The organism is Acinetobacter sp. YH12063 (assembly GCF_013419715.1).
GTDB lineage: Bacteria > Pseudomonadota > Gammaproteobacteria > Pseudomonadales > Moraxellaceae > Acinetobacter > Acinetobacter amyesii.
The window spans coordinates 567381-587908 of sequence record NZ_VOZO01000001.1 but is presented as its reverse complement, the minus strand read 5'-3'; the positions used below and the strand labels follow the sequence as shown (position 1 = coordinate 587908).

Here is a 20528-nt window from a genome sequence, read left to right as displayed (position 1 = left end):
TATGCTATATGAAGGCATCAATTTGAGGAGACCGCTATGCGTCAGCAAATCGCTTTAATTATGGCACTGCCGAGTGAATCTAAAGGCTTGTTTGAAGCCGCAGGCATTGAAGTGCATTACAGTGGTATTGGTAAAGTCAATGCCGCATTTAAAGCCTTTGATGTGATTCAAAAAACCGGATGTCGTACTTTACTGAATTTGGGCACAGCGGGAAGTTCACATTTTGATGCACATGCTTTGGTTGAAGTGGCTCAATTTGTACAACGGGATATGGATGTATCGCCTTTGGGCTTTGATGTGGGTGTGACCCCGATGGATACTGATCATCCTGCTGAAATTCAGCCAGAGAGCATGTTTAGTCATTTGCCTAAAGGAATTTGTGGTACAGGCGACAGCTTTGAAACTGGGCTGCCGAAAGTACCGTGTAATCTTGTCGATATGGAAGGCTACGCAATCGCTAAAGTATGTAAAAAACTGGGTGTTCGCTTTGTATCGGTAAAATATATTACCGATGGTGCGAATGACACAGCACATCTGGATTGGGAAGAAAATTTATTATTCGGCGCAAAGAAATTATTGGAATTATATCAAACAGTAAAATAAGGCATTTAGCTAATTTCGGTCGGCGACCATAGAATGCTATGGTCGTATGCCAATTCGACCCAATTCAATTTACTTTTCTGGGCGTGGAATTACACCGTAAAGCATCATATGAACGGTATGTTGAATAATCCGTTGTTGCATACTGCGATTACGTAAGGTTTTTCCAGTGACCATTTCCATTTGGGTTGCAAAGTCAGCATAGTTTTGCGTAATTGCCCAAATGTTCAGAATTAAAAGTTCTGGATCAATATCTTTTGAAATTTTACCTTGCTCTTGCCAGTTGCTAATGACTTTGGCTTTGCGTTTCACTAATTTTTTTAGTGGGCCTTTTAAAATTTCAAGAATGTGTGGTGCGCCCTGAATGACTTCAAGTGCGAACAAACGTGAGGCTTTCGGTTGCGTACGAGATACTTCAATTTTCTGCAATAGATAATTGGTGATCGCTTCTTCAGGCTCAAGGTCTGCTTCCAACATTTGTAGCGGAGCAAGCCATTTTTGTAGAACCGTTGTCAGAACTTCAACATAAAGTGCTTCTTTATTTTCATAGTAATAGAAAATATTCGATTTATGCATTTCTGCAATCTGTGCGATCTCATCCAAGCTGGCGCCATTGAAGCCATACAGGGAAAAGACATCCAGTGCTGCATTAAGCAACTGGTGGCGTTTCTGGGTACTCTTTTTTTGTTCCATTAGCTCTTTTAAGAAAATGAAAAGGGAATATTGAATTGTACGGCAAATCAACAGATTTGTGCACAATCATCGTTTTTAATTTTATGAATTTTGGCAGTTTATTCTGTTCAACGGTCAAATAAATACGACGAATGCCATAATATTTCAAATAATCATTTTAGGGTGAAATTTAAATTAATCATTATTTTTAGTCATGGATTTATATGATTTGTCGTAATTTTTGTGATGTATTTGTCAACAGGTGATAAATCGCCCTCAATGCCATACTTTGTTTTATTGTGATATTGGTCTTGAACAGAACAGGAAGTCATACGGTTTAAGTGATGATTTCCTGCACATGTATAGCTTAAGTGGCCAAGACTGCTTGTAAGACTTGTTGTTCAAGTTCAGTAAATTCAATGCCTTTTTTTCGTGGGCGGGCCAAATCGACATGAAATTCTTTGGCAATATGGCCTTTATCCAGCAAGATAATACGGTCTGCCAACTGCACGGCTTCACTTACATCATGCGTGACCAAAATCGCGGTAAAACCTTGTTCAGTCCAGAGTTTTTCAATCAAATTCTGCATATCTAAACGTGTTAAGGCATCGAGCGCACCCAATGGTTCATCTAGCAGCAAAATGCGTGGTTTATGTGACAAAGCACGTGCCAATGCAGTACGTTGACGTTGCCCCCCTGACAGCTGTGTTGGCCAAAGTCCCGCTTTGTCTTTTAAACCGACTTTTTCGAGGAGTGCTGTAGCATTGGCGTGTTGGTCTTTGCTTAAACCAAGTTGTACATTTTTCTCAATACTACGCCAAGGCAGGAGGCGAGGGTCTTGGAACATCACACGAATATCATCACTGGTGATGCCTTCACGAATATGACGTGCAGACTTAAATTTAATTTCGCCATAACTCGGTTTTTCTAAGTCGGCGATGAGGCGAAGCAGGGTACTTTTACCACAGCCACTACGACCGACAATCGCCAAGAATTCACCGGGTTGAATATGTAGGTCAAGGTCTTCAAGGACTTTAACATCGCCATAAAATTTGTGTAGCTGTTCAATCAGGATCTCTGCGCCCAACACCGCATGGGGGTTGATATCCTCGACAGAAGAACGCTGAGGTTGGGTTGAGTCGTCTGCATGACGGCTTATGCTTAAATCGGTCATCACATGCTCCTTATTTTTGGTAACCCGAGTGCCAACGGAGTAAATATTTTTCTAAGGCAACAGCCAGTACATCGGCCAATTTACCGAGTAGGGCATACAATAAAATCCCGACCAAGACGATATCGGTTTGTAGAAATTCGCGTGCATTCATGGTCATATAACCGATGCCGGCTTGTGCAGAAATGGTTTCTGCCACAATCAACAAAACCCAAACGAGCCCGAGTGAAAAACGCAGACCAACCAAAATAGACGGCATCGCCCCCGGTAGAATGATTTCTTTATAAAGTTGCCAGCCACTCAAACCGTAGCTTTTGCCCATTTCAATCAGTTGAGGGTCTACAGAACGAATACCATGATAGGTATTGATATAAATGGGAAAGAATACGCCAATAGCGACTAAAAAAAGTTTGGCCGATTCATCGATCCCAAACCATAAAATCACCAAGGGAATCAGGGCAAGAGCAGGAATGTTACGGATCATTTGCAGCGTGGTATCGAGTAGCGTCGATGCTGTTTTGGATGAACCATTCAGCAGCCCTAAAAAAAGACCTAATCCACCGCCGACTAAAAGCCCAACCAAAGCACGACCGGCACTGATTTGAACATGCTTCCACAGTTCACCACTGATCAGTAAGTTCCAAAAGGCCACCACCACCGCACTTGGCGCAGGCAAAATACGACTTTCTAACAGCCCTGTAACAGAGGCAATTTGCCAAACAATAATTAATGCAATAGGAAACAACCAAGGCAGCAAACGCTGCCCGAGTTGTGTTCCACGTGAAACCTTCGGTGCTTTGAAGGTTTCAACAGAAACAGTTTTGGACATTAGGCCGGCTCCTGAATCTTTTCAGCTTTTTTATTTTCATCTGGTGTGTAATTGTTCGCGACAATCTCACCAAATGGGCCGGTTAAGTTAGGTTGAACCAATTTCTGACGTGTTTCCAATGGCAGTAATGGGAACACTAATTCTGCAAAACGGATCGACTCTTCAAGGTGTGGGTAACCAGAGAAAATAAAGGTGCTAATCCCGAGATCGGCATATTCTTGGATACGTGCGGCGACGGTTTCAGGATCACCAACGAGTGCCGTACCTGCACCACCACGAACCAGACCAACACCGGCCCATAAGTTTGGCGATACTTCTAATTTGCTACGGTCGCCATTGTGCAGTTCAGCCATACGGCGTTGACCAACAGAGTCCATGGTTTTGAACTTGGCTTGCGCGGCTGCAATGGTGGCATCGTCGACATATTGGATCAGCTCTTCTGCTGCTTTCCATGCCTCTTCATTGGTTTCGCGCACAATGACATGTAAACGAATGCCATAATTCAGTTCACGTCCTTTGGCTTTGGCTTTTTCACGCACCACTGCAATTTTTTCTTTTACCGCAGCAGGTGGCTCACCCCAAGTCAAATAGGTGTCAACTTGATCTGTTGCCAGTTCAACAGCAGCCTCTGAAGAACCGCCAAACCATAATGGTGGGTACGGTTTTTGTAGCGGCGGATAGAGTAATTTGGCGTCGTCCACACTCAGACGTTCACCATGGAAGGTATAGCTTTCACCGGTATGTGAGCGGGTTAAAATTTCACGCCAAATGGTGGTGTATTCCGCGGCAGTTTGGTAACGCGTTGCGTGATCTTCATAGACACCATCACCCTTGAGTTCCTGCTCATCACCGCCTGTAACTAAGTTCAGTAAGATACGGCCGCCAGATAAACGGTCAAAAGTTGCAGCCATACGTGCGGTTAGTGCAGGCGTTGTCACCCCCGGACGTAGCGCCACTAGAAATTTTAAATTTTTAGTGGCATCAATCAAGCTTGCAGCTGTAAGCCATGGATCTTCACATGAACGACCTGTTGGAATCAGAACGCCTTCATAGCCAAGATTATCCACCGCTACTGCAATTTGCTTCATGTAGGCATGATCGACTTGGCGTGCACCTTTACTTGTTCCTAAGTAGCGACTGTCACCGTGGGTAGGGATAAACCAGAAAATTTTCATGTTCAGTTCCTTGTATTTTTGATGGCTCGGGTATCAATGTGATGAAGGTGTCCAAACTTGCTTTTGGACTTGAATGTTGTTTGGAATCAGTTGGACTTGTTTAAATAAGTCCGCAATATTTTGCTGTGCTTGAATGACCTCAGGTGTCAGCGGGCGCACAGGAGATGGTTTAGATCGGCGAGAAAAGGCTTGCGCAGCAATATTCTTTTGCAGCCCAGTGCTGTTTTGATAAATCTCTAAAGCCACATTTTGGTTCTTCACAATCCACTGATCGGAAGCATCTAGGGCCTTCAAAAATTTAGCTGGGGCATCAGGGTGTGCTTGAACGACCTTTGGATTTGCCACATAAAATGAATAGGTCTTTGGAAAATCACCAGATTGAATCAGCACTTTAGCTTGAGCATCCAACTCCGCTGCAGATAAAAACGGGTCCCAAATGGCCCATGCATCAATTGATTTTTTATCAAATGCGGCCCGTGCATCTGCTGGTGGAATCCAAATCGGTTGAATGTCATTCCAAGTCAAACCGGCTTTTTCTAAAGTTTTGGCTAATAACTCATGCGCACTCGAGCCTTTTTGTACAGCAACGCGTTTGCCACGTAATTCTTGAATGGTTTTGATTGAGCTGTCCGCTGGAATCACGACAGCGAGCGACTGTTCAGGCACCACTTCATAGCCAATATAATTGAGGTCTTTATTGGCAGCTTGGGCAAAAATAGGCGGGGTGTTGCCGACATAGCCATAATCCACCGCACCAACCGCAAGAGCTTCTAACATTTGTGGGCCAGCAGGGAATTCCTTCCACTCAATGTGAGCGCCGGGAAATTGTTGTTCAAAGAGCTTTTGTTCACGGGCAACTAGCAAATTTAAGGCTGATTTTTGAAAACCAATAACCAAGGTTTTTACGGCTGTTTCAGCTGGTTTTTCACCATCCTGCTGTGCTGTTTCTTGTTTTTGGCAGGCACTGAGTCCAAGGCCAAAAGTGGCTAAAGTCAGTATGGAAAATGTTCTTAGAATACGCATGGCATCGCCCTTATGCTGTGGTCGGCTTATTTGATAATGGCCGACTCAATATTTAATTTATTTGGAATTAATTTTTCGTTATAAAACGCATCAGCGACTTGCTGCTGCTCTTGCGCCACTTGTGCAGTAATCGGCGTCACTTGATTGCCTAAGCGAGAAATTGATGTTTTAAGTACATCTAGACCTAAGCCGGTTTTGCCTTCGAGTAACTTGGCCGCTTCATCTTGATTTTTTGAGACCCATTGCGTGGTCAAATTCAACTCATTCACCACAGCTTGCAGGACTTTTGGATTTTCCTGAGCAAATTTGCGATCGGCCAAATAGAACTGGTAGTTCTTCACCAAGTTTTCGCCATTGGCAATGGTGCGAGCATTAAGTTGATGCTCAGCGGCGGAAAGGAACGGGTCCCAAATTACCCATGCATCGACTGCACCTTTTTCAAAGGCAGCTCGTGCATCGGCAGGCGGTAAATACACGACATTGATGTCGCTAAATTTAAGCTGATTAGCTTCCAACAACTTGAGCAACAGGTAATGCACGTTTGAGCCTTTGTTTAAGGCCACACGTTTACCTTTTAAGTCCTGAATACTGTGAATAGCCGAATCTTTTTGCACAATTAATGCTTCTGCTTTTGGAACAGCAGGTTGGTTGGCAATGTAAACCAAATCGGTTTGAGCGGCTTGAGCAAAGATAGGCGGTGCTTCACCGACTTCACCAAATGACACGCTGCCTACATTGAGACCTTCAAGCAGCTGTGGACCCGCAGGAAATTCCACCCATTTGATATTTACACCTTGGCTTTTTAAGGCCGTTTCTAAGGTTCCGCGTTCTTTTAAAATTGGCAATAAGCCATATTTTTGGAAACCAATATTTAAGGTGACATTTTCTTCAGCCTCTTTTTTGCCACAGCCCGACATCATCATGGCACCCACAACCGCTGTAGACAGTACAAGTGTTTTTGTCCAGAGTTTTGCTTTGTGCGTACGCATGTGTTGCTCCTATAAAGGTCTAAATGTGCGGAACTGTTGATTTATAAACACATAAGCTAAAGAGTTTTCTTTTTCGAAAAAAATAAGAAAACTTAAATTTAAAATCAGGAAAAAAGATAAATAAAAATCAGCAAAACTTATGAGAAATTATGATTTTAGAAAAACATATAATGTGTCGAAGTATTATTTTAAGTTATTGAAATTATTTTATTTATTTGGGTTATTTAAATGGTAGATATGGTTATTCTATGGCTTGCAAAGTGATTTGAGGGGATAGCCAAGGGATTCGGCATAACCTTATGCAAAATAATGCTATTCAGCGCATAAAAAAAGCCACTTTAAAGTGACTTTTTACAAACCAACGAGTTTCTTTGATAGTTATATAAGGCCTGACGGGCACTCGGTAAGTCATCGACGCTGACTTGTTCAAAACCTTGTTCAAGGAACCAATGCGCTGTCCGGGTGGTCAAAATAAACAATTGTTCAATACCTATATCTCGCGCTTTTTCTTCTAAATAATGCAAAATTTGGCTACCGCGATTCGATTTTCGATAACCCGGATGCACAGCCACACATGCGATTTCAGCAGAGCGTTTTTCATTCCCTGTGACAGGAATCGGGTATAACGCAGCGCAGGCCAAAATCGTACCGTCACGTTCAATCACTGCAAATTGTCCAATTTCATTTTCCAGACGTTCGCGTGAGCGATAAACCAAGATACCTTCTTGTTCGAGAGGACGTAAGAGATTGATTAAGCCGCCAACATCTTGAATATCGGCAGTACGCACTTCTTCATAATGCGCATCCGTGATCATGGTGCCAGAACCGTCACGTGTGAACAATTCTTCGATCAATGCGCCATCATAGGCATATGAAATAAGATGAACACGGTGTACGCCTTGTAACGAGGCATCTTTAGCAACGCTTAAATGCAGGGCAATATCGGGATTAGAATCTTGATATTGCAAAATATGCTGATCAAGTTGATGAGGTGTAATTTCGCGTTGTAGCTGCCCATGTTCATTGTGCAAACCGTGTTGTTTGCCCAAGAAAATTAACTTATCCGCTTTTAAGCTTATGGCGGTTTTGGTCGCAACTTCTTCAGCCAATAAATTAAACACTTCACCTGTAGTGGAATAACCTGTCGGCCCAAGCACCACAATATTTTGGCTATCTAAATGACGTTGAATTGCATCGATATCGACGGAACGAACTTCACCAGACAGTTGAAAATCGATACCGTCACGAATGCCATACGGTTTTGCCGTGACTAAATTACCTGAGACCACATCAATACGCGCGCCGTACATCGGTGAGTTGGCTAAACCCATAGATAGGAGGGCTTCAATTTGCAGACGAATGGAGCCAACAGCATTCATCACTGCAGGTAAGGATTCGCGAGTGGTAATGCGACGATGATGATGAAATGGTGTCTGGATGCCGCTGCTTTGTAAATTATGATTGATTTGCGGACGGGCACCATGCACCAAAATTAGACGAATACCAAGCGAGTGTAATAAGGCAATATCGTGAATAATGTGTTGAAAATTTTCATGTTGCAGCGCTTCACCATCAAACATGATGACAAAGGTTTTGTTGCGATGCGCATTAATATAGGGTGCAGAATGACGGAACCAATGCACATACTGTAAGGTTGTGCTGGAAGATGGTTCAGTGATATTCGTTTGCATGCCTATGCCTGTTTATTCGCTTTGGTATGGATGATTCTAAACAAAAACATATGACAGCGGAAAGCAAATTTGACATCCTCACCCCCTTAAACGAGGGTGATTCCTACAGCTAGACGCTTATGCCCAAGCGCAAGAATGTTTAGAGCTGAGTTTATATCTCGATCATGAGCTGTACCACAGCTCATGCACTCCCATTCTCTTATTCCAAGATCTGTCTTACCTTTTGGACTACTTGAGGTGATCTCACCGCAGCACGAACAGATTTGGGTGGTATAGGCTTCTTGGACTTCTTCAAACAATACGCCTGCGTTCTCGCATTTATACTTGAGCATTGTTTTTAGTGCCGAAAATCCTGTATCCAAAACAGATTTTGCCATTTTGGTTTTTACTAATTTTTTAGCACTCAAGTCACCTGCAATAATCAATACATTTTCATTCACAAGCTTGGTGCTTGCTTTATGCAAATGATCTTTTCGGCTATTTGCAATCTTGGCGTGTAATGTACGAACACGCTTCTTATTCCTGGCTCTCTGAGCAATACCTAATTTCTGCTCATATTTTCGATAGAATTTTGGATTTGAAATTACAGTGCCATCAGAACAGGTGGCAATATCTTTTAAGCCTAGATCAATACCAATCGCTTTGGTTGCTGTCGATTTATCTTGCTTAGGCGATTCAACAACAAGACATACATACCAACGCCCACGGCTATCCTCTACAAATGAACCTGTTTTTAACGTGTATTTGCTTAAACCGTAGCTATCCCAAAGCTTAAATTGGTGTTTTCCATACTGGACATATCCATTGGCATATTTGATAGCCACCTTTTTAAAGGGAATCCATCCCAAAGAGCGCCTTGCTGATTTTTTATTGCTGACACGCCATTTCAGCTTTGCCTTTTTAAATTGCTTTCTTCGGGTGACTAATTCTTCAGTTACAGCCTGAATGGTTTGACTATGTAAATTACATTCTTTGGATGTGCCTTTCGTATATTTGGCAATATCAAAAGCAGAGAGAAATTCACCTTTCCGCTTCAAATGCCTAAACCCTAAATCATTGACATAATTCCAGACGAAGTTCACTTCTGATGCTAGTTGGTCTAACACCTTGCAATGTTTGTCTTTTATACGTAATTTAAGGGTTTTCATGTACTTATATTAACAATCAAAACTCAAGGAAAATAGTCCTTAGTTAAATCAAACGACACTTCAGGTCGTGTCGCTTATATCTCTGACCTGAAGGACAGAGTTTTACGCTCCATTTGATAAAAAAACACCTGAACAGTGTTCAGGTGTTGGGAAAGGGACTTAAGAGATCGTCGAATGATTAGCCATTCTTAATGCGAATGATGCGATCGGTACGATCATTGACTAGCACGTAGTCACCATTGATTTTGTACCATTGTTGATAACGACCGGTGTTCGGTAAGCGGCGCGCTTCACGGTCACTCACTTTGTAGCGGCTTGAATCGAAATAACGAGGAAAGCTTTGACCAACACGCCAATCGCGGCTTGGATTTACACGACGAAAGTCATTACGGTCGTAGCGATTATTGTCATAACGGTTGTTGTTATTCCAATTACTCGGACGGTGATCTTTGTCCCAACGGTTGTCTTGATGTTGGTATGACGGATGGTAACGGCGGTCATCTTGACGATGGTCTGGCGCAGCAATGGCTGCTGTTGTTGCCATCAAAGCCGATACGGAAAGAACTAAACTCGATACGATTTTGTTCATGGGACACCTCTATACATTTCTAATCTGTTTTTCGATGATTCAAAATTAGCGAGAAAGTTCAGAGAAAGCGTGGGGGCAATATAGTTGAATTGTGAAATGTATGGAGGAAATTTGAAGGTGTGTAAATGACCTGAAAGCTAGGCAGCATCAGGCTTTTCGGTTAAATGTTGAAAAACCTCATAAAAAAACCCAGAGTTAATCTGGGCTTTAAAAAATATGGCGAAATTTAATTCAAAATGGCTTACATACCTAAAATTTTCAGAATACTGTTACTATCTGAGTTGACCAATATGTAGTCATTATTGATTTTATACCATTGCTGATTACGCGATGGTTTAGGTAAGTTATGGTCTTTATAATCGACTTTATAACCATTACCACGATAATGCTGTGGCATCACATAGCCCGTTTGCCATTTATGTTGTTGCAAACGTTTGACTCCACGTTGTTCACGCATACGGCGTCGATCTTCAAGATCGTCATCGTCCTGATAACCACGGAAATCACGATCTTTTTTCATTTGACCATATGCATTGCCGCGTGGGCCATCAAAGCCACGTTCATCGTTCTTGAAGTGAGGCGCTGCAGACGTGATGCTGCTTGCTATTAAAGCACTGAAAGAAATAGCCAAAATTGGCAAAATCTTTTTCATGTTCAACCCTCATGAGTAATTTATCTTCAATATCACTACTGTACGCATTAAATGCAGAGAAACTGTGAAGAAAGATGAATATTTCTTTAAATAAAACGAAGAGATTGCGGATATTATGCGATAAATTTGGCGCCGGGAACAATCTTTCCATCTTGAAAGAGATGGTCCGATAATGCGCGCTTTTTATCCTTGCAATTCAGCTTTGATTAAATTTGAGGTCTATTGTAAGCACGATCAAAACAGCCCATCAAGTCTTGACAGGCAAATGAGAGGAGAGATGAAAGACTGAAAATGTTGAGTAACTTCGGGTTTCAGTACCACTGCTCGTTTAGGCATTGGAGTGAATAAATTGCTTGAGCCACAGATTCAGCTTGCTCGGCATCGTCCATTGCAGAGATCAAATTTTCAGTCAGTTGTAAGTTTTCAATTGAACGAATGGTTTCAATTTTGCGTGTTTGATCAGCCATTTGGGTCTCCTTGCCGTCGGTCTATGTCACGGCAAGCAGTCTATGCTTTTATACTTAATTTGAAAAACCGAATATTATTATAAAAATAATTTAAAAATACGATCAATGGAAAGTTGGGTAATGAAGCTGTCTATTGATCAAAGCTTGTTGAATTTCAAATGCTAATCTAAGGGTTTAAAAAAAGGGCATCAAATGGCCCTTTTTAGTTCTAAATGTGTCACTTGGAACGTAATTAGTATGCGTATTTCAGGTCGGTATAATCCGTTAATGATTTTTGAATATGAGCTTGAATAAATTCATTAATATCTTCAGGTGTCATTGCTGCACCTTGTTTGGTAATCACATGCTCAAACGGTGCTTGATCTTGCGCAATGATACGATAAACAAAGTTAGTGATCACTTGAAAGCCTGCTTCTTGCTTTTGAATGCAAGTGACATAGAAATAGGCATGCTCAAAGTTTAAGTCAGTATGCGAAAAAATAAATTGTTCAAATAATTTTGCATTTTGACCGACATCTAAGCCTTTTAAATCGTCCACGATACTCGGGTCGAATTTCATGCCATATTTTGCTGAAATCGGTTGACCATCGACCAGTAGGTTAACCATGCCATCCTCAGTTGGAGTCACTGTAATATTGCTAAAGTCAGACATGTATCAATCCAATGTTTTTAAAGAATGCCCCAAGTATCGGCAAATTTGCTAAAAACTCAAGTCGACTTTCGCGTGGGCACTGCAAAATCATTCGGTTAATGATGCGTTGTAAGGATTCAAGACATAAAAAAGGAAGCTTGCGCTTCCTTTTTAAATTGGGTTTTCACCCTATTCATCTTGGGCATCTATGCTGGCACCGGTTAAATGCAAGCTGTCGTCACCCATTAAATATAAATATGCAGGCATGATGCTTTCAGGCGTAGGCAAAGTTTTTGGATCTTCGTCTGGATAAGCTTTTGCACGCATGGCAGTACGTGTCGCACCGGGGTTAATACAGTTAAAACGAATATTGGGATGCTCATTTTCTTTGGCGAACAATGTACTCACGGCTTCAATGGCAATTTTTGAGACTGAGTATGCGCCCCAACGTTCACGGGCTTCACGTCCCACACCCGAACTGGCAAAGACCACTGAGGCATGCTCAGATTTTTGCAGTAATGGCATCAGCTCTTGAGTCAGTACAAAAGGCGCACGAAGGTTCACCGCCATGACATCATCCCATACATCCACAGGATAATGTTCTAGTTCAGTCCGCTCACCCAAAATCCCGGCATTATGCAAAATGCCGTCAAGGCGACCAAATTGCTTTTCTAAGGTATCGACCAACAGCTCATAATCACGAGGAGAGGCACTAGACAGTTGTAGCGGTAAAATCGCCGGTTGGGGGGCACCCAAGCCTTCAATTTCATCGTAAATCACTTCTAGTTTATTCAGTGTGCGTCCATGTAAGACCACGGTTGCGCCATGTAAGGCATAACTGAGGGCAGCCGCACGGCCAATACCATCGCCCGCACCTGTAATCAGGATAATGCGATCTTTGAGCAGATCGGGGCGAGGTTGATATTCTGAATATTTCATCCGTACCTCCTCGTTTTATTGTGTTGTGTTCTATCGTTATAAAGTCGCTGTGTTGAGCGTTTTCGGTTTGATGACCAAATCATGAATGACTTCATGCAGTTCAGCAACAGTCTTCACTATACAATCTGCATGCCAAGCTGTTAAGTCATCTTTGTGTTGTAAAGGTAAATAGCCATAAGCCGCAAGAATCGTGTACATCTGCGCATTACGACCAGCATCGATATCACGTGGATGATCACCGACATAGATACAATCTTGAGCATCTAGATGAATGTGCTTGGCGGCTAAATACATCGGCTCTGGGTCTGGCTTGGTTTTACTGACATCATCTGGGCAAACCAATACCGAGCAGCGCTCAGTTAAATTCAGCGCTTTGAGCAACGCTTCACTGAGTGAGCGCGGTTTATTGGTGACGATACCCCACGGAATTTGATGCTGTTCCAGTTCATCGAGTAGCGGATACATGCCTTCAAAAAGGTCTGTATCGACGGCTATATCAGCACCATACAGATCTAGAAAGCGTTGACGATGTGTCAGAAAGACAGGATCTTCAACGTCTAACTCTGGATAGACCAGTTTGACCATCGCACGCGCGCCTTCAGATACTTGTACACGAATGTCTTCTGCACTGACCACCGCAATGCCTTTGTCACGGCACATGTCTTGAATAATACGAATAAAATCAGCCGCGGTATCAATCAGTGTACCGTCAAGATCAAAGAGTACAGCTTTCATTAGGCTTCTTTCACCGTATGAACCATGTAGTTCACATCCACATTCGGTGCGAGCCAATAGCGTTTGGTGATCGGGTTATAATGTAAACCAGTCATATCTTTGAGTTTTAACTCGGCTTGACGAATATCATGAGCTAATTCTGAAGGTTTAATAAACTTGGAATAATCATGAGTGCCTTTCGCCAACATACGTAAAACATATTCCGCTCCAATAATCGCAAACAAATACGCTTTAGGATTACGGTTAATGGTCGAGAAGAACACATGACCACCCGGTTTTACCAGTTTTTGACACGCTAAAATAATTGATGCTGGATCAGGTACATGTTCGAGCATTTCCATACAGGTAACGACGTCATATTGACCTGCTTGTTCTTCTGCCAATTGCTCTACAGGCACTTGGCGATATTCAATATTTTGCACATTTTCTTGTTCGGCATGTAGGCGTGCAACATTTAATGGCGCTTCGCCCATGTCGATACCCAATACTTGCGCGCCACGACGTGCCATGCTTTCAGCTAAAATACCGCCGCCACAGCCCACATCTAATACTTTCTTGCCAGTGATGCCATTTGAATGCTCATCTATCCAGTTCAAACGCAGAGGATTAATCATGTGCAAAGGGCGGAACTCAGAATGCTGATCCCACCATATGGCTGCGAAAGCTTCAAATTTGGCAATTTCTTGTGGATCAACATTCAATTGCGACATCGGTTGCACCTCAATCAAGTCTTTATATTTTAGAAAAAAGTTTATGGGAGTTAGTGTAGCGCGTCCTGAAAAAAAAGCGATAAAAGCCTTAAAAAAGTTCACAGAATGAAAACGAAATCGACAGATTTGATTTATAGTGTTGCCATAAACTAATCATAATGATTTTGAGGACGATAAGTTCAATGAAAAAATTCCTTTTAGGCACGATTACAACAGCTATTTTGGCTTTTTCCGGCAGTGCGATGGCAGCACAATTTGTCGCGGGGACTGATTACACGGTTATTCCAAAACCGATTAAAGTCGAACGTCCGGGTAAAATCGAAGTTCGTGAGTTCTTTTGGTACGGTTGCCCACATTGCTTTAAATTAGAACCACATATGCAAACGTGGTTAAAGCAATTGCCTAAAGATGTACGTTTTGTCCGTACACCTGCAGCAATGAACCCACTTTGGGAACAAGGCGCACGTGCTTACTATGCATCAGAAGCACTGGGCGTTCGTCAAAAAGCACATTTACAATTGTTCCATGACATTCATGTGGGTCAGAAAAATATCTTAGAACAAGGCGCATTTGCGAAGTTCTACACCCGTTATGGTGTTCCTGAAGCGAAATTTAACAGCACATTTAAATCATTTGCTGTGTCATCAAAAATTGCTCAAGCGAAAAACTTAGCGGCTCAATATCAATTGAGCGGCGTGCCTGCGATTACCGTCAATGGTAAATACATCGTACAAGGTGAAGATGCACGTACCGTTGAAATCGTGAAATTCCTTGTTGATAAAGAACGTAAAGCGAAATAACAGATGTCATAAAAAAGCCGCACAAGATGCGGCTTTTTTATGACAGCACATTTTGAGTTTAGGGCGATAAATTTTGTGGATCAGCGATTTGAGCCAAAGATCGATCCCAATGTAAGATGCCACGAAATAAGAGCTGAACTTGGGTCTGAGCTTGGCGGCGAAATTGTTGTAGCGCATCAGTACGTTGTGGAAGGTCAACATGTCGATGTAAGTCAATCCACTGCATTGCCCAACTCAAGGCCAATTCAAACAAAATTTGTCCCAATACTTTGAGGTCTTGTTCGGATTGAATATGTTGAGTCGCTTCAACTTGAGCCAGTGCATGGGCCAAATCGGTACTGAGAAAATTAAACTCACGTGTAATGGCTTGTCTTAAGGAAGCTGAACCACCCCAACGCTCTGCAATGAGAAACATCCATGCCTCAGGAAATTGTTCTACGGCATGAAATAAATAATCCAGACTCTGTCGTGTACGTGCATCGGGTGCTTGAAAGCATTGCTGACTCAGTTGATTGAGGACATTGCGAAGGTGCAAGGCCATTTGGTCGACCAGCTCCAAGCCGAGCTCGTTCATGTCCTGAAAATGGCGATAAAACGCAGCAGGAACCAAGCCGACATGACGGGAAATTTCGCGTAAGCTCAGACTACTGAAAGAACGGCCCGTAGTACTTAATGCAAGCGCTGCATCAAGGATGGCTTTACGACTTTGTTGCTTACGTTCTTCCCGTATCGACATGCAATTCGTCCTGAATTTTGCGTGGCTTCAGTCTAACAAATTTCCTGATGTCGTACGATGGGCCTATCAAAACTTGGATGAATGGATTTTGTAAATGCACACGAATGCATCCCGAATCTGGCTGTACCTTCTGTTATAATGTGCCGCAATCAATTTTGTCAGATTAAGGACTCATTATGCGTATCGACCAACGAGCATTAGATCAATTACGTGAAGTAAAAATTACCCGTAACTACACACGTTATGCGGAAGGTTCTGTATTGGTTGAATTTGGTCATACAAAAGTTCTTTGTACTGCAAGTGTCGACAACTCAGTGCCGCGTTTCCTTAAAGGAAAAGGTCAGGGTTGGGTGACTGCTGAATATGGCATGTTACCTCGTTCAACACATACACGTACTGACCGTGAAGCGGCGCGTGGTAAACAAAGCGGTCGTACTCAAGAAATTCAACGTTTGATCGGTCGTAGCTTACGCGCGATGGTGGATTTGAAAAAATTGGGTGAAAATACCATCAGCATCGACTGTGATGTGATTCAAGCAGATGGCGGTACACGCACAGCATCAATCACAGGTGCAGCTGTTGCTTTGGTCGATGCGATGAATGTCTTGCTTGAAAATAAAAAAATCAAACAAGATCCATTAAAAGGTTTAGTTGCTGCGATTTCTGTAGGAATGTATCAAGACGAAGCATTACTTGATCTTTGCTATGAAGAAGATTCAAGCTGCCAAACAGACATGAACGTAGTGATGACACAAGCTGGTGAGTTCATTGAACTTCAAGGTACAGCAGAAGACAAACCATTTACACGTACACAGTGTAATGAAATGCTTGAATTGGCTGAAAAAGGCATTCAAGAATTGATCAAAAAACAACAAGAAGCTTTAGGCTGGTAAGTTGTTTGATTCAGTTCAAACTGAATAAAGAACGCATCTTCGGATGCGTTTTTTTATGCGTTGAATATAGAAAATCCAACACGAATCGGCTATTCAGTAGCGTGTCTTTGACTCAAATTAATAGGATCAGGATGCTTTGAAGGACTAAATATGAAAAATTGGATGATGTATTTTTCTTTGTTCAGCGTATTGTTGATCAGTGGTTGTGATTTTTTTGGGAATCAGGATCAAGAGCGTGAAGGTGGTCGTTTTTCTGAACAAAGTGAAAACTCAAAAGATCAGGACGATGATCAAGATGAGCGCGAGCAGCATGAAGACGATGCGGCGCATGAAAAGGACTCTGAACATGAAGATCAACGAGGTGCAAAACAACAGCAAGATGATGATTAAGTCATGCTAGAGGTTAAGCATCAAAAAGGGTGCAATAGCACCCTTTATTTATGTTTAGAGTAAGTCTAGAGCGTTAGGCATTAAAGCGCATCGATAAATCAATCGCTGTGACATCTTTGGTGAGCACACCCATCGAAATATAATCGACCCCTGTCGTTGCCACTTCACGTAAGTTTGCAATAGTGATATTGCCTGACGCTTCAAGTTTGCAGCGACCATTGACGTGTTTAACGGCATCAATCATTTGTTGCTGACTAAAGTTATCCAACATCACAATATCCGCACCTGCTTCCAATGCTTGGTTGAGTTCATCCCAAGTTTCGACTTCAACTTCCACAGGTTTGCCCGGTGCAATCTGGTGTGCTTTGGCAATCGCTTGTTGGATGCCACCTGCTGCCATGATGTGATTTTCTTTAATTAAAAACGCATCAAATAAACCTAAGCGATGGTTTTGACCACCTCCGACAGCAACCGCATATTTTTGTGCAATACGTAGGCCTGGCAAGGTTTTACGGGTATCGAGTAGACGAGTATGCAAACCTTCAAGCTGCTGGACATAGGCAGCGGTTTTGGTCGCTACTGCAGATAAGGTTTGTACAAAATTTAAGGCTGGACGCTCAACCGTCAGTAAGCTACGCGCAGAACCTGCGAGTTTTAAAAAGGCTTCGCCTGCGGCCACACGGTCACCGTCATTTTTCAACCAAGTGACTTGTACACTTGCATCAAAAGTTTGAATGAGCGCATTGACCCAAGGCTGACCTGCCAAGATCATCTCTTCACGGCTGATAATCGTTGCAGTGGCTTGTTCATCTTCTGGAGTTAACAGGGCTGTAAGATCGCCTTCGCCAATATCTTCTTGTAGTGCGTGTTGAATATTGATTTGGATTGATTGTTCAAGCAAAGATTGCGATATGCTCATAAGAAGTTCCGTATCTTTTTAACCCAGGAAAATGTGCGCGTTATATTAGCATTGTTCATGAAAAATGAGCGATTTTTAACTCCTTTCACAGACTTGAATTGAGATTTCAATGTGAAAGTTTTAGCATTAAACCTTTCAAGTAGGGCTCGGCGTTTTGATCTGCAGCATTGCAGGCCGGCTTAGACACAGGATTTTTTTATGTCACAAGCAACAACATTTCAGGTGCAGGATGGGCAATTGCTAGGTGCGCGTCAAATTCCATCACCGAATTTTAACCAGCGTCCTGAAGATACCGAAATTCAGCTTGTCGTCATTCATAATATTAGTTTGCCACCTTCACAGTTTGGCGGTGGTTATATCGAACAATTTTTCCAAAATCAGTTGGATTGGTCGAAACATCCTTATTTTCAAACCATTGAAGGGATGCAGGTATCGACACATTTATTGATTCTACGTACGGGTGAAGTCCTACAGTTTGTCAATTTTAATGATCGGGCTTGGCATGCAGGTCGTTCAACCTATTTAGCACAAAAAGAATGTAATGATTATTCGATAGGCATTGAACTCGAAGGAAGTGATGATTTACCTTTTGAGGCTGCACAATATGCCGTACTGACCGAGGTCGTGGCATGTTTACAACAGGCTTATCCTAAAATTCAACAACATATTGCAGGGCATTCAGATATTGCACCGGGACGTAAAACTGATCCGGGTCCATTTTTTGAGTGGAACGCTTTTCGTCAGCAGCTGCATCATTTTAAAAACAAATAAACAATACACACTGCGTTTAATAAACCAATGAAATTCCTTGACGAGTTTCATTACAATAGGCGCACTTTCAAAAGTGAGAAATACCGATGGCGCTTTGGCGTTCGACAGTCATTGTCAGTGCAATGACTATGTTGTCCCGTGTATTGGGACTGGTACGGGATATTGTCCTGTTAAATGTATTTGGTGCAGGTAAAGACTTCGATACCTTCGTGGTTGCCTTTCGTATTCCTAACTTTTTTAGGCGTTTATTCGCAGAAGGGGCATTTTCACAAGCCTTTATTCCTGTATTGACTGAATATAAAACCAGTCGAACCCATGCCGAAGTCCAGATTCTGATTAGCCGTGTTTTTGGCTGTTTAGGTCTGGTGATGACCAGCTTGACGTTCATCGCGATGGTGGCCGCACCCGCGATTATTTATATCTATGCACCGGGTTTCCATGGTGATGCAGACAAGTTTGCGTTAGCCACCGATATGTTCCGCCTAACGATTCCTTACTTACTGTTTATGTCCTTAACAGCATTTGCCAGTAGTATTTTGAATAGTTATGGCTCATTCAGTACACCTGCGTTCGCTCCAGTGTTACTCAATGTCGCGATGATTGCCGGTGCGCTATGGTTAACCCCTTATATGGCTGAGCCAATTATGGCTTTAGGTTGGTCTGTTGTCGCTGCAGGCTTCTTACAATTGGCGATTCAGATTCCAGAGCTATGGCGTAAAAAATTACTGATTCCACCGAAAGTTGACTTCAAACATGAAGGTGTTGATCGCATCATGAAGTTGATGCTGCCAGCGCTGTTTGGTGTCTCAGTGACGCAGATCAACCTGCTGTTGAACACCATTTGGGCGTCTTTCATGCAAGATGGTTCAGTATCATGGCTGTATAGTGCTGAGCGTATGACCGAGCTGCCTTTAGGTTTGATTGGGGTGGCCATTGGTACCGTAATTTTACCTTCGTTGTCTGCGCGTCATGCTGAACAAGATCAAGAAAAATTCCGTCGTATGATTGATTGGGCGGCTAAAGTCATTATCTTGGTGGGTGTGCCTGCCAGTATTGCGCTGTTCATGCTTTCGACACCTATTATTCAGGCCTTATTTGAACGTGGTCAATTTAGCTTTGAAGATACACAAATGACTGCATTAGCATTGCAATGTATGAGTGCTGGTGTGATTTCATTCATGCTCATCAAAGTGTTTGCACCAGGGTTTTATGCGCAGCAAGATACAAAAACTCCAGTACGTGTAGGTTTAATGGCGGTCGCAGCCAATGCTATTCTTAACGTGGTGTTTATTGGGTTCTTTAAACTGATTGATTGGCATGCTGAGCATATGGCTTTGGCATTGGCATCATCGGGTTCCGCTTTAGTGAATGCAGGGATGCTGTATTTTTATTTACATAAGCGCAATATTTTCCGTTTTGGTGCGCATTGGAAAAAATTGGTGATTCAGTTTGCGATTGCCAATGCTGTGATGATTGCTGCACTGTGGTATGGCTTAACATGGTACAACGGTGATGTATCTGCGTGGATGCGTGTCGCGGAAGTGATCATCTTATGTGTGATTGGCATTGCTGCTTATGGGATTGCTTTAATTGCAACCGGCTTTAGACCTCGTCACTTAAAACCTTAAAGCTAAAACCTACAGCGTAATGCGTTTGACGTTGATGTAAAAAATAAGAGCCCATAGGCTCTTATTTTTTTGATTGAGACTCAAGATGATAAAAACATAGGTTTCTGATTCATGAGTCTGAGGGGAGTAATTTGTAGTTTAAAACGACATTGAATCAGTCACTCAGTCGCCTAAACTTTTCCTCGAGAGAGGAAACCAACAATTGCGAGAATGACTGCAATAACCAAAAGAATAACAGCAAAGTCTTTGGATAAGCCTGCAACACCACCAAAACCTAGCAGACTCGCAATCAATGCAATTACAGCGAAAATAATAGCCCAGCGGAACATAGTTTTATCTCCATGTGATTTTTTATTCTGTCTCATCAGTA

24 protein-coding genes are annotated in these 20528 nt (G+C 42.4%); 6 read left to right on the top strand and 18 right to left on the bottom strand.

Annotation, left to right across the window (positions count from 1 at the left end):
* The first annotated feature begins 36 nt into the window (after window positions 1-36).
* A complete protein-coding gene (locus tag FTU12_RS02780) occupies window positions 37-603 on the top strand; it encodes a 5'-nucleosidase (RefSeq protein WP_180110314.1) in 567 nt (188 codons plus the stop codon).
* A 69-nt stretch (window positions 604-672) separates the two neighbouring features.
* On the opposite strand, the gene FTU12_RS02775 is transcribed toward FTU12_RS02780, so the two are convergent.
* The 15 genes from FTU12_RS02775 to ubiG form a co-directional block, all read right to left on the bottom strand.
* Window positions 673-1293, bottom strand: a complete 621-nt coding sequence (locus FTU12_RS02775; protein ID WP_078190649.1) for a TetR/AcrR family transcriptional regulator — start codon at window positions 1291-1293, stop codon at window positions 673-675.
* Window positions 1294-1639: 346 nt separating this feature from the next.
* Complete coding sequence (locus tag FTU12_RS02770) at window positions 1640-2446, bottom strand: ABC transporter ATP-binding protein (RefSeq protein ID WP_180101704.1); 807 nt, start codon at window positions 2444-2446, stop codon at window positions 1640-1642.
* Window positions 2447-2456: 10 nt separating this feature from the next.
* Window positions 2457-3272 carry an aliphatic sulfonate ABC transporter permease SsuC gene (ssuC, locus tag FTU12_RS02765; RefSeq protein ID WP_078190647.1) on the bottom strand — a complete coding sequence of 272 codons (816 nt, stop codon included), beginning with the start codon at window positions 3270-3272 and terminating at the stop codon, window positions 2457-2459.
* Window positions 3272-4447: an FMNH2-dependent alkanesulfonate monooxygenase gene (gene ssuD / locus FTU12_RS02760; RefSeq protein WP_180009570.1), complete on the bottom strand. Its 1176-nt coding sequence runs from the start codon at window positions 4445-4447 to the stop codon at window positions 3272-3274. Before ssuD ends, ssuC begins: the two co-directional genes overlap by 1 nt.
* A gap of 33 nt (window positions 4448-4480) precedes the next feature.
* A complete protein-coding gene (locus tag FTU12_RS02755; RefSeq protein ID WP_180113690.1) occupies window positions 4481-5470 on the bottom strand; it encodes an aliphatic sulfonate ABC transporter substrate-binding protein in 990 nt (329 codons plus the stop codon).
* A 26-nt stretch (window positions 5471-5496) separates the two neighbouring features.
* Window positions 5497-6459, bottom strand: a complete 963-nt coding sequence (locus FTU12_RS02750; protein ID WP_180024668.1) for a sulfonate ABC transporter substrate-binding protein — start codon at window positions 6457-6459, stop codon at window positions 5497-5499.
* A gap of 338 nt (window positions 6460-6797) precedes the next feature.
* Entirely contained in the window at window positions 6798-8150 is a 1353-nt protein-coding gene (argA, locus tag FTU12_RS02745; RefSeq protein WP_180113689.1) for an amino-acid N-acetyltransferase, read from the bottom strand.
* A gap of 86 nt (window positions 8151-8236) precedes the next feature.
* Entirely contained in the window at window positions 8237-9298 is a 1062-nt protein-coding gene (locus tag FTU12_RS02740) for an RNA-guided endonuclease TnpB family protein (RefSeq protein ID WP_180113688.1), read from the bottom strand.
* A gap of 178 nt (window positions 9299-9476) precedes the next feature.
* Window positions 9477-9887 carry an RcnB family protein gene (locus FTU12_RS02735; RefSeq protein ID WP_168379728.1) on the bottom strand — a complete coding sequence of 137 codons (411 nt, stop codon included), beginning with the start codon at window positions 9885-9887 and terminating at the stop codon, window positions 9477-9479.
* Window positions 9888-10128: 241 nt separating this feature from the next.
* Entirely contained in the window at window positions 10129-10539 is a 411-nt protein-coding gene (locus tag FTU12_RS02730) for an RcnB family protein (protein WP_078193274.1), read from the bottom strand.
* A gap of 311 nt (window positions 10540-10850) precedes the next feature.
* Window positions 10851-11006, bottom strand: coding sequence for a hypothetical protein (locus FTU12_RS02725; RefSeq protein WP_168379727.1), 156 nt, complete (start codon window positions 11004-11006; stop codon window positions 10851-10853).
* 232 nt (window positions 11007-11238) lie between these two features.
* Entirely contained in the window at window positions 11239-11658 is a 420-nt protein-coding gene (locus FTU12_RS02720; protein ID WP_111885093.1) for a hypothetical protein, read from the bottom strand.
* Window positions 11659-11826: 168 nt separating this feature from the next.
* Window positions 11827-12576: a YciK family oxidoreductase gene (locus tag FTU12_RS02715; protein ID WP_078190639.1), complete on the bottom strand. Its 750-nt coding sequence runs from the start codon at window positions 12574-12576 to the stop codon at window positions 11827-11829.
* Between the two features lie 36 nt (window positions 12577-12612).
* Entirely contained in the window at window positions 12613-13311 is a 699-nt protein-coding gene (locus FTU12_RS02710; RefSeq protein ID WP_180022988.1) for an HAD family hydrolase, read from the bottom strand.
* Window positions 13311-14021 carry a bifunctional 2-polyprenyl-6-hydroxyphenol methylase/3-demethylubiquinol 3-O-methyltransferase UbiG gene (ubiG, locus tag FTU12_RS02705; protein WP_078190637.1) on the bottom strand — a complete coding sequence of 237 codons (711 nt, stop codon included), beginning with the start codon at window positions 14019-14021 and terminating at the stop codon, window positions 13311-13313. Before ubiG ends, FTU12_RS02710 begins: the two co-directional genes overlap by 1 nt.
* A gap of 182 nt (window positions 14022-14203) precedes the next feature.
* On the opposite strand from ubiG, the gene FTU12_RS02700 reads away from it, so the two are divergent.
* Window positions 14204-14821 (top strand): thiol:disulfide interchange protein DsbA/DsbL, encoded by a 618-nt coding sequence (locus FTU12_RS02700; protein ID WP_078190636.1) that lies wholly within the window; start codon window positions 14204-14206, stop codon window positions 14819-14821.
* Window positions 14822-14879: 58 nt separating this feature from the next.
* Here the strand turns inward: FTU12_RS02700 and FTU12_RS02695 are convergent, their stop codons facing one another.
* The gene (locus tag FTU12_RS02695) at window positions 14880-15557 is read right to left on the bottom strand and encodes a TetR family transcriptional regulator (protein WP_180113687.1); all 678 of its coding nucleotides are present in this window, start codon (window positions 15555-15557) and stop codon (window positions 14880-14882) included.
* A gap of 176 nt (window positions 15558-15733) precedes the next feature.
* Here FTU12_RS02695 and rph point away from each other — a divergent pair, with 176 nt between their 5' ends.
* Entirely contained in the window at window positions 15734-16450 is a 717-nt protein-coding gene (rph, locus tag FTU12_RS02690; protein WP_078190634.1) for a ribonuclease PH, read from the top strand.
* A 150-nt stretch (window positions 16451-16600) separates the two neighbouring features.
* Window positions 16601-16840 carry a hypothetical protein gene (locus FTU12_RS02685; protein WP_168379723.1) on the top strand — a complete coding sequence of 80 codons (240 nt, stop codon included), beginning with the start codon at window positions 16601-16603 and terminating at the stop codon, window positions 16838-16840.
* Between the two features lie 73 nt (window positions 16841-16913).
* On the opposite strand, the gene nadC is transcribed toward FTU12_RS02685, so the two are convergent.
* The gene (nadC, locus tag FTU12_RS02680) at window positions 16914-17759 is read right to left on the bottom strand and encodes a carboxylating nicotinate-nucleotide diphosphorylase (protein WP_180113686.1); all 846 of its coding nucleotides are present in this window, start codon (window positions 17757-17759) and stop codon (window positions 16914-16916) included.
* Between the two features lie 198 nt (window positions 17760-17957).
* Between nadC and ampD the strand changes: the two genes are divergently transcribed.
* Window positions 17958-18530 (top strand): 1,6-anhydro-N-acetylmuramyl-L-alanine amidase AmpD, encoded by a 573-nt coding sequence (gene ampD, locus FTU12_RS02675; protein ID WP_078190631.1) that lies wholly within the window; start codon window positions 17958-17960, stop codon window positions 18528-18530.
* Window positions 18531-18616: 86 nt separating this feature from the next.
* Window positions 18617-20158 (top strand): murein biosynthesis integral membrane protein MurJ, encoded by a 1542-nt coding sequence (murJ, locus tag FTU12_RS02670; protein WP_180022314.1) that lies wholly within the window; start codon window positions 18617-18619, stop codon window positions 20156-20158.
* Window positions 20159-20328: 170 nt separating this feature from the next.
* Here the strand turns inward: murJ and FTU12_RS02665 are convergent, their stop codons facing one another.
* Window positions 20329-20487, bottom strand: a complete 159-nt coding sequence (locus FTU12_RS02665; protein ID WP_005006601.1) for a DUF1328 domain-containing protein — start codon at window positions 20485-20487, stop codon at window positions 20329-20331.
* Window positions 20488-20528 lie beyond the last annotated feature (41 nt).

Bases quoted from the DNA above. Each gene is read 5' to 3' on its own strand.
- FTU12_RS02780 (WP_180110314.1), top strand. From the start codon at position 37: ATGCGTCAGCAAATCGCTTTAATTATGGCACTGCCGAGTGAATCTAAA.
- FTU12_RS02775 (WP_078190649.1), bottom strand. From the start codon at position 1,293: ATGGAACAAAAAAAGAGTACCCAGAAACGCCACCAGTTGCTTAATGCA.
- FTU12_RS02770 (WP_180101704.1), bottom strand. From the start codon at position 2,446: ATGACCGATTTAAGCATAAGCCGTCATGCAGACGACTCAACCCAACCT.
- ssuC (WP_078190647.1), bottom strand. From the start codon at position 3,272: ATGTCCAAAACTGTTTCTGTTGAAACCTTCAAAGCACCGAAGGTTTCA.
- ssuD (WP_180009570.1), bottom strand. From the start codon at position 4,447: ATGAAAATTTTCTGGTTTATCCCTACCCACGGTGACAGTCGCTACTTA.
- FTU12_RS02755 (WP_180113690.1), bottom strand. From the start codon at position 5,470: ATGCGTATTCTAAGAACATTTTCCATACTGACTTTAGCCACTTTTGGC.
- FTU12_RS02750 (WP_180024668.1), bottom strand. From the start codon at position 6,459: ATGCGTACGCACAAAGCAAAACTCTGGACAAAAACACTTGTACTGTCT.
- argA (WP_180113689.1), bottom strand. From the start codon at position 8,150: ATGCAAACGAATATCACTGAACCATCTTCCAGCACAACCTTACAGTAT.
- FTU12_RS02740 (WP_180113688.1), bottom strand. From the start codon at position 9,298: ATGAAAACCCTTAAATTACGTATAAAAGACAAACATTGCAAGGTGTTA.
- FTU12_RS02735 (WP_168379728.1), bottom strand. From the start codon at position 9,887: ATGAACAAAATCGTATCGAGTTTAGTTCTTTCCGTATCGGCTTTGATG.
- FTU12_RS02730 (WP_078193274.1), bottom strand. From the start codon at position 10,539: ATGAAAAAGATTTTGCCAATTTTGGCTATTTCTTTCAGTGCTTTAATA.
- FTU12_RS02725 (WP_168379727.1), bottom strand. From the start codon at position 11,006: ATGGCTGATCAAACACGCAAAATTGAAACCATTCGTTCAATTGAAAAC.
- FTU12_RS02720 (WP_111885093.1), bottom strand. From the start codon at position 11,658: ATGTCTGACTTTAGCAATATTACAGTGACTCCAACTGAGGATGGCATG.
- FTU12_RS02715 (WP_078190639.1), bottom strand. From the start codon at position 12,576: ATGAAATATTCAGAATATCAACCTCGCCCCGATCTGCTCAAAGATCGC.
- FTU12_RS02710 (WP_180022988.1), bottom strand. From the start codon at position 13,311: ATGAAAGCTGTACTCTTTGATCTTGACGGTACACTGATTGATACCGCG.
- ubiG (WP_078190637.1), bottom strand. From the start codon at position 14,021: ATGTCGCAATTGAATGTTGATCCACAAGAAATTGCCAAATTTGAAGCT.
- FTU12_RS02700 (WP_078190636.1), top strand. From the start codon at position 14,204: ATGAAAAAATTCCTTTTAGGCACGATTACAACAGCTATTTTGGCTTTT.
- FTU12_RS02695 (WP_180113687.1), bottom strand. From the start codon at position 15,557: ATGTCGATACGGGAAGAACGTAAGCAACAAAGTCGTAAAGCCATCCTT.
- rph (WP_078190634.1), top strand. From the start codon at position 15,734: ATGCGTATCGACCAACGAGCATTAGATCAATTACGTGAAGTAAAAATT.
- FTU12_RS02685 (WP_168379723.1), top strand. From the start codon at position 16,601: ATGAAAAATTGGATGATGTATTTTTCTTTGTTCAGCGTATTGTTGATC.
- nadC (WP_180113686.1), bottom strand. From the start codon at position 17,759: ATGAGCATATCGCAATCTTTGCTTGAACAATCAATCCAAATCAATATT.
- ampD (WP_078190631.1), top strand. From the start codon at position 17,958: ATGTCACAAGCAACAACATTTCAGGTGCAGGATGGGCAATTGCTAGGT.
- murJ (WP_180022314.1), top strand. From the start codon at position 18,617: ATGGCGCTTTGGCGTTCGACAGTCATTGTCAGTGCAATGACTATGTTG.
- FTU12_RS02665 (WP_005006601.1), bottom strand. From the start codon at position 20,487: ATGTTCCGCTGGGCTATTATTTTCGCTGTAATTGCATTGATTGCGAGT.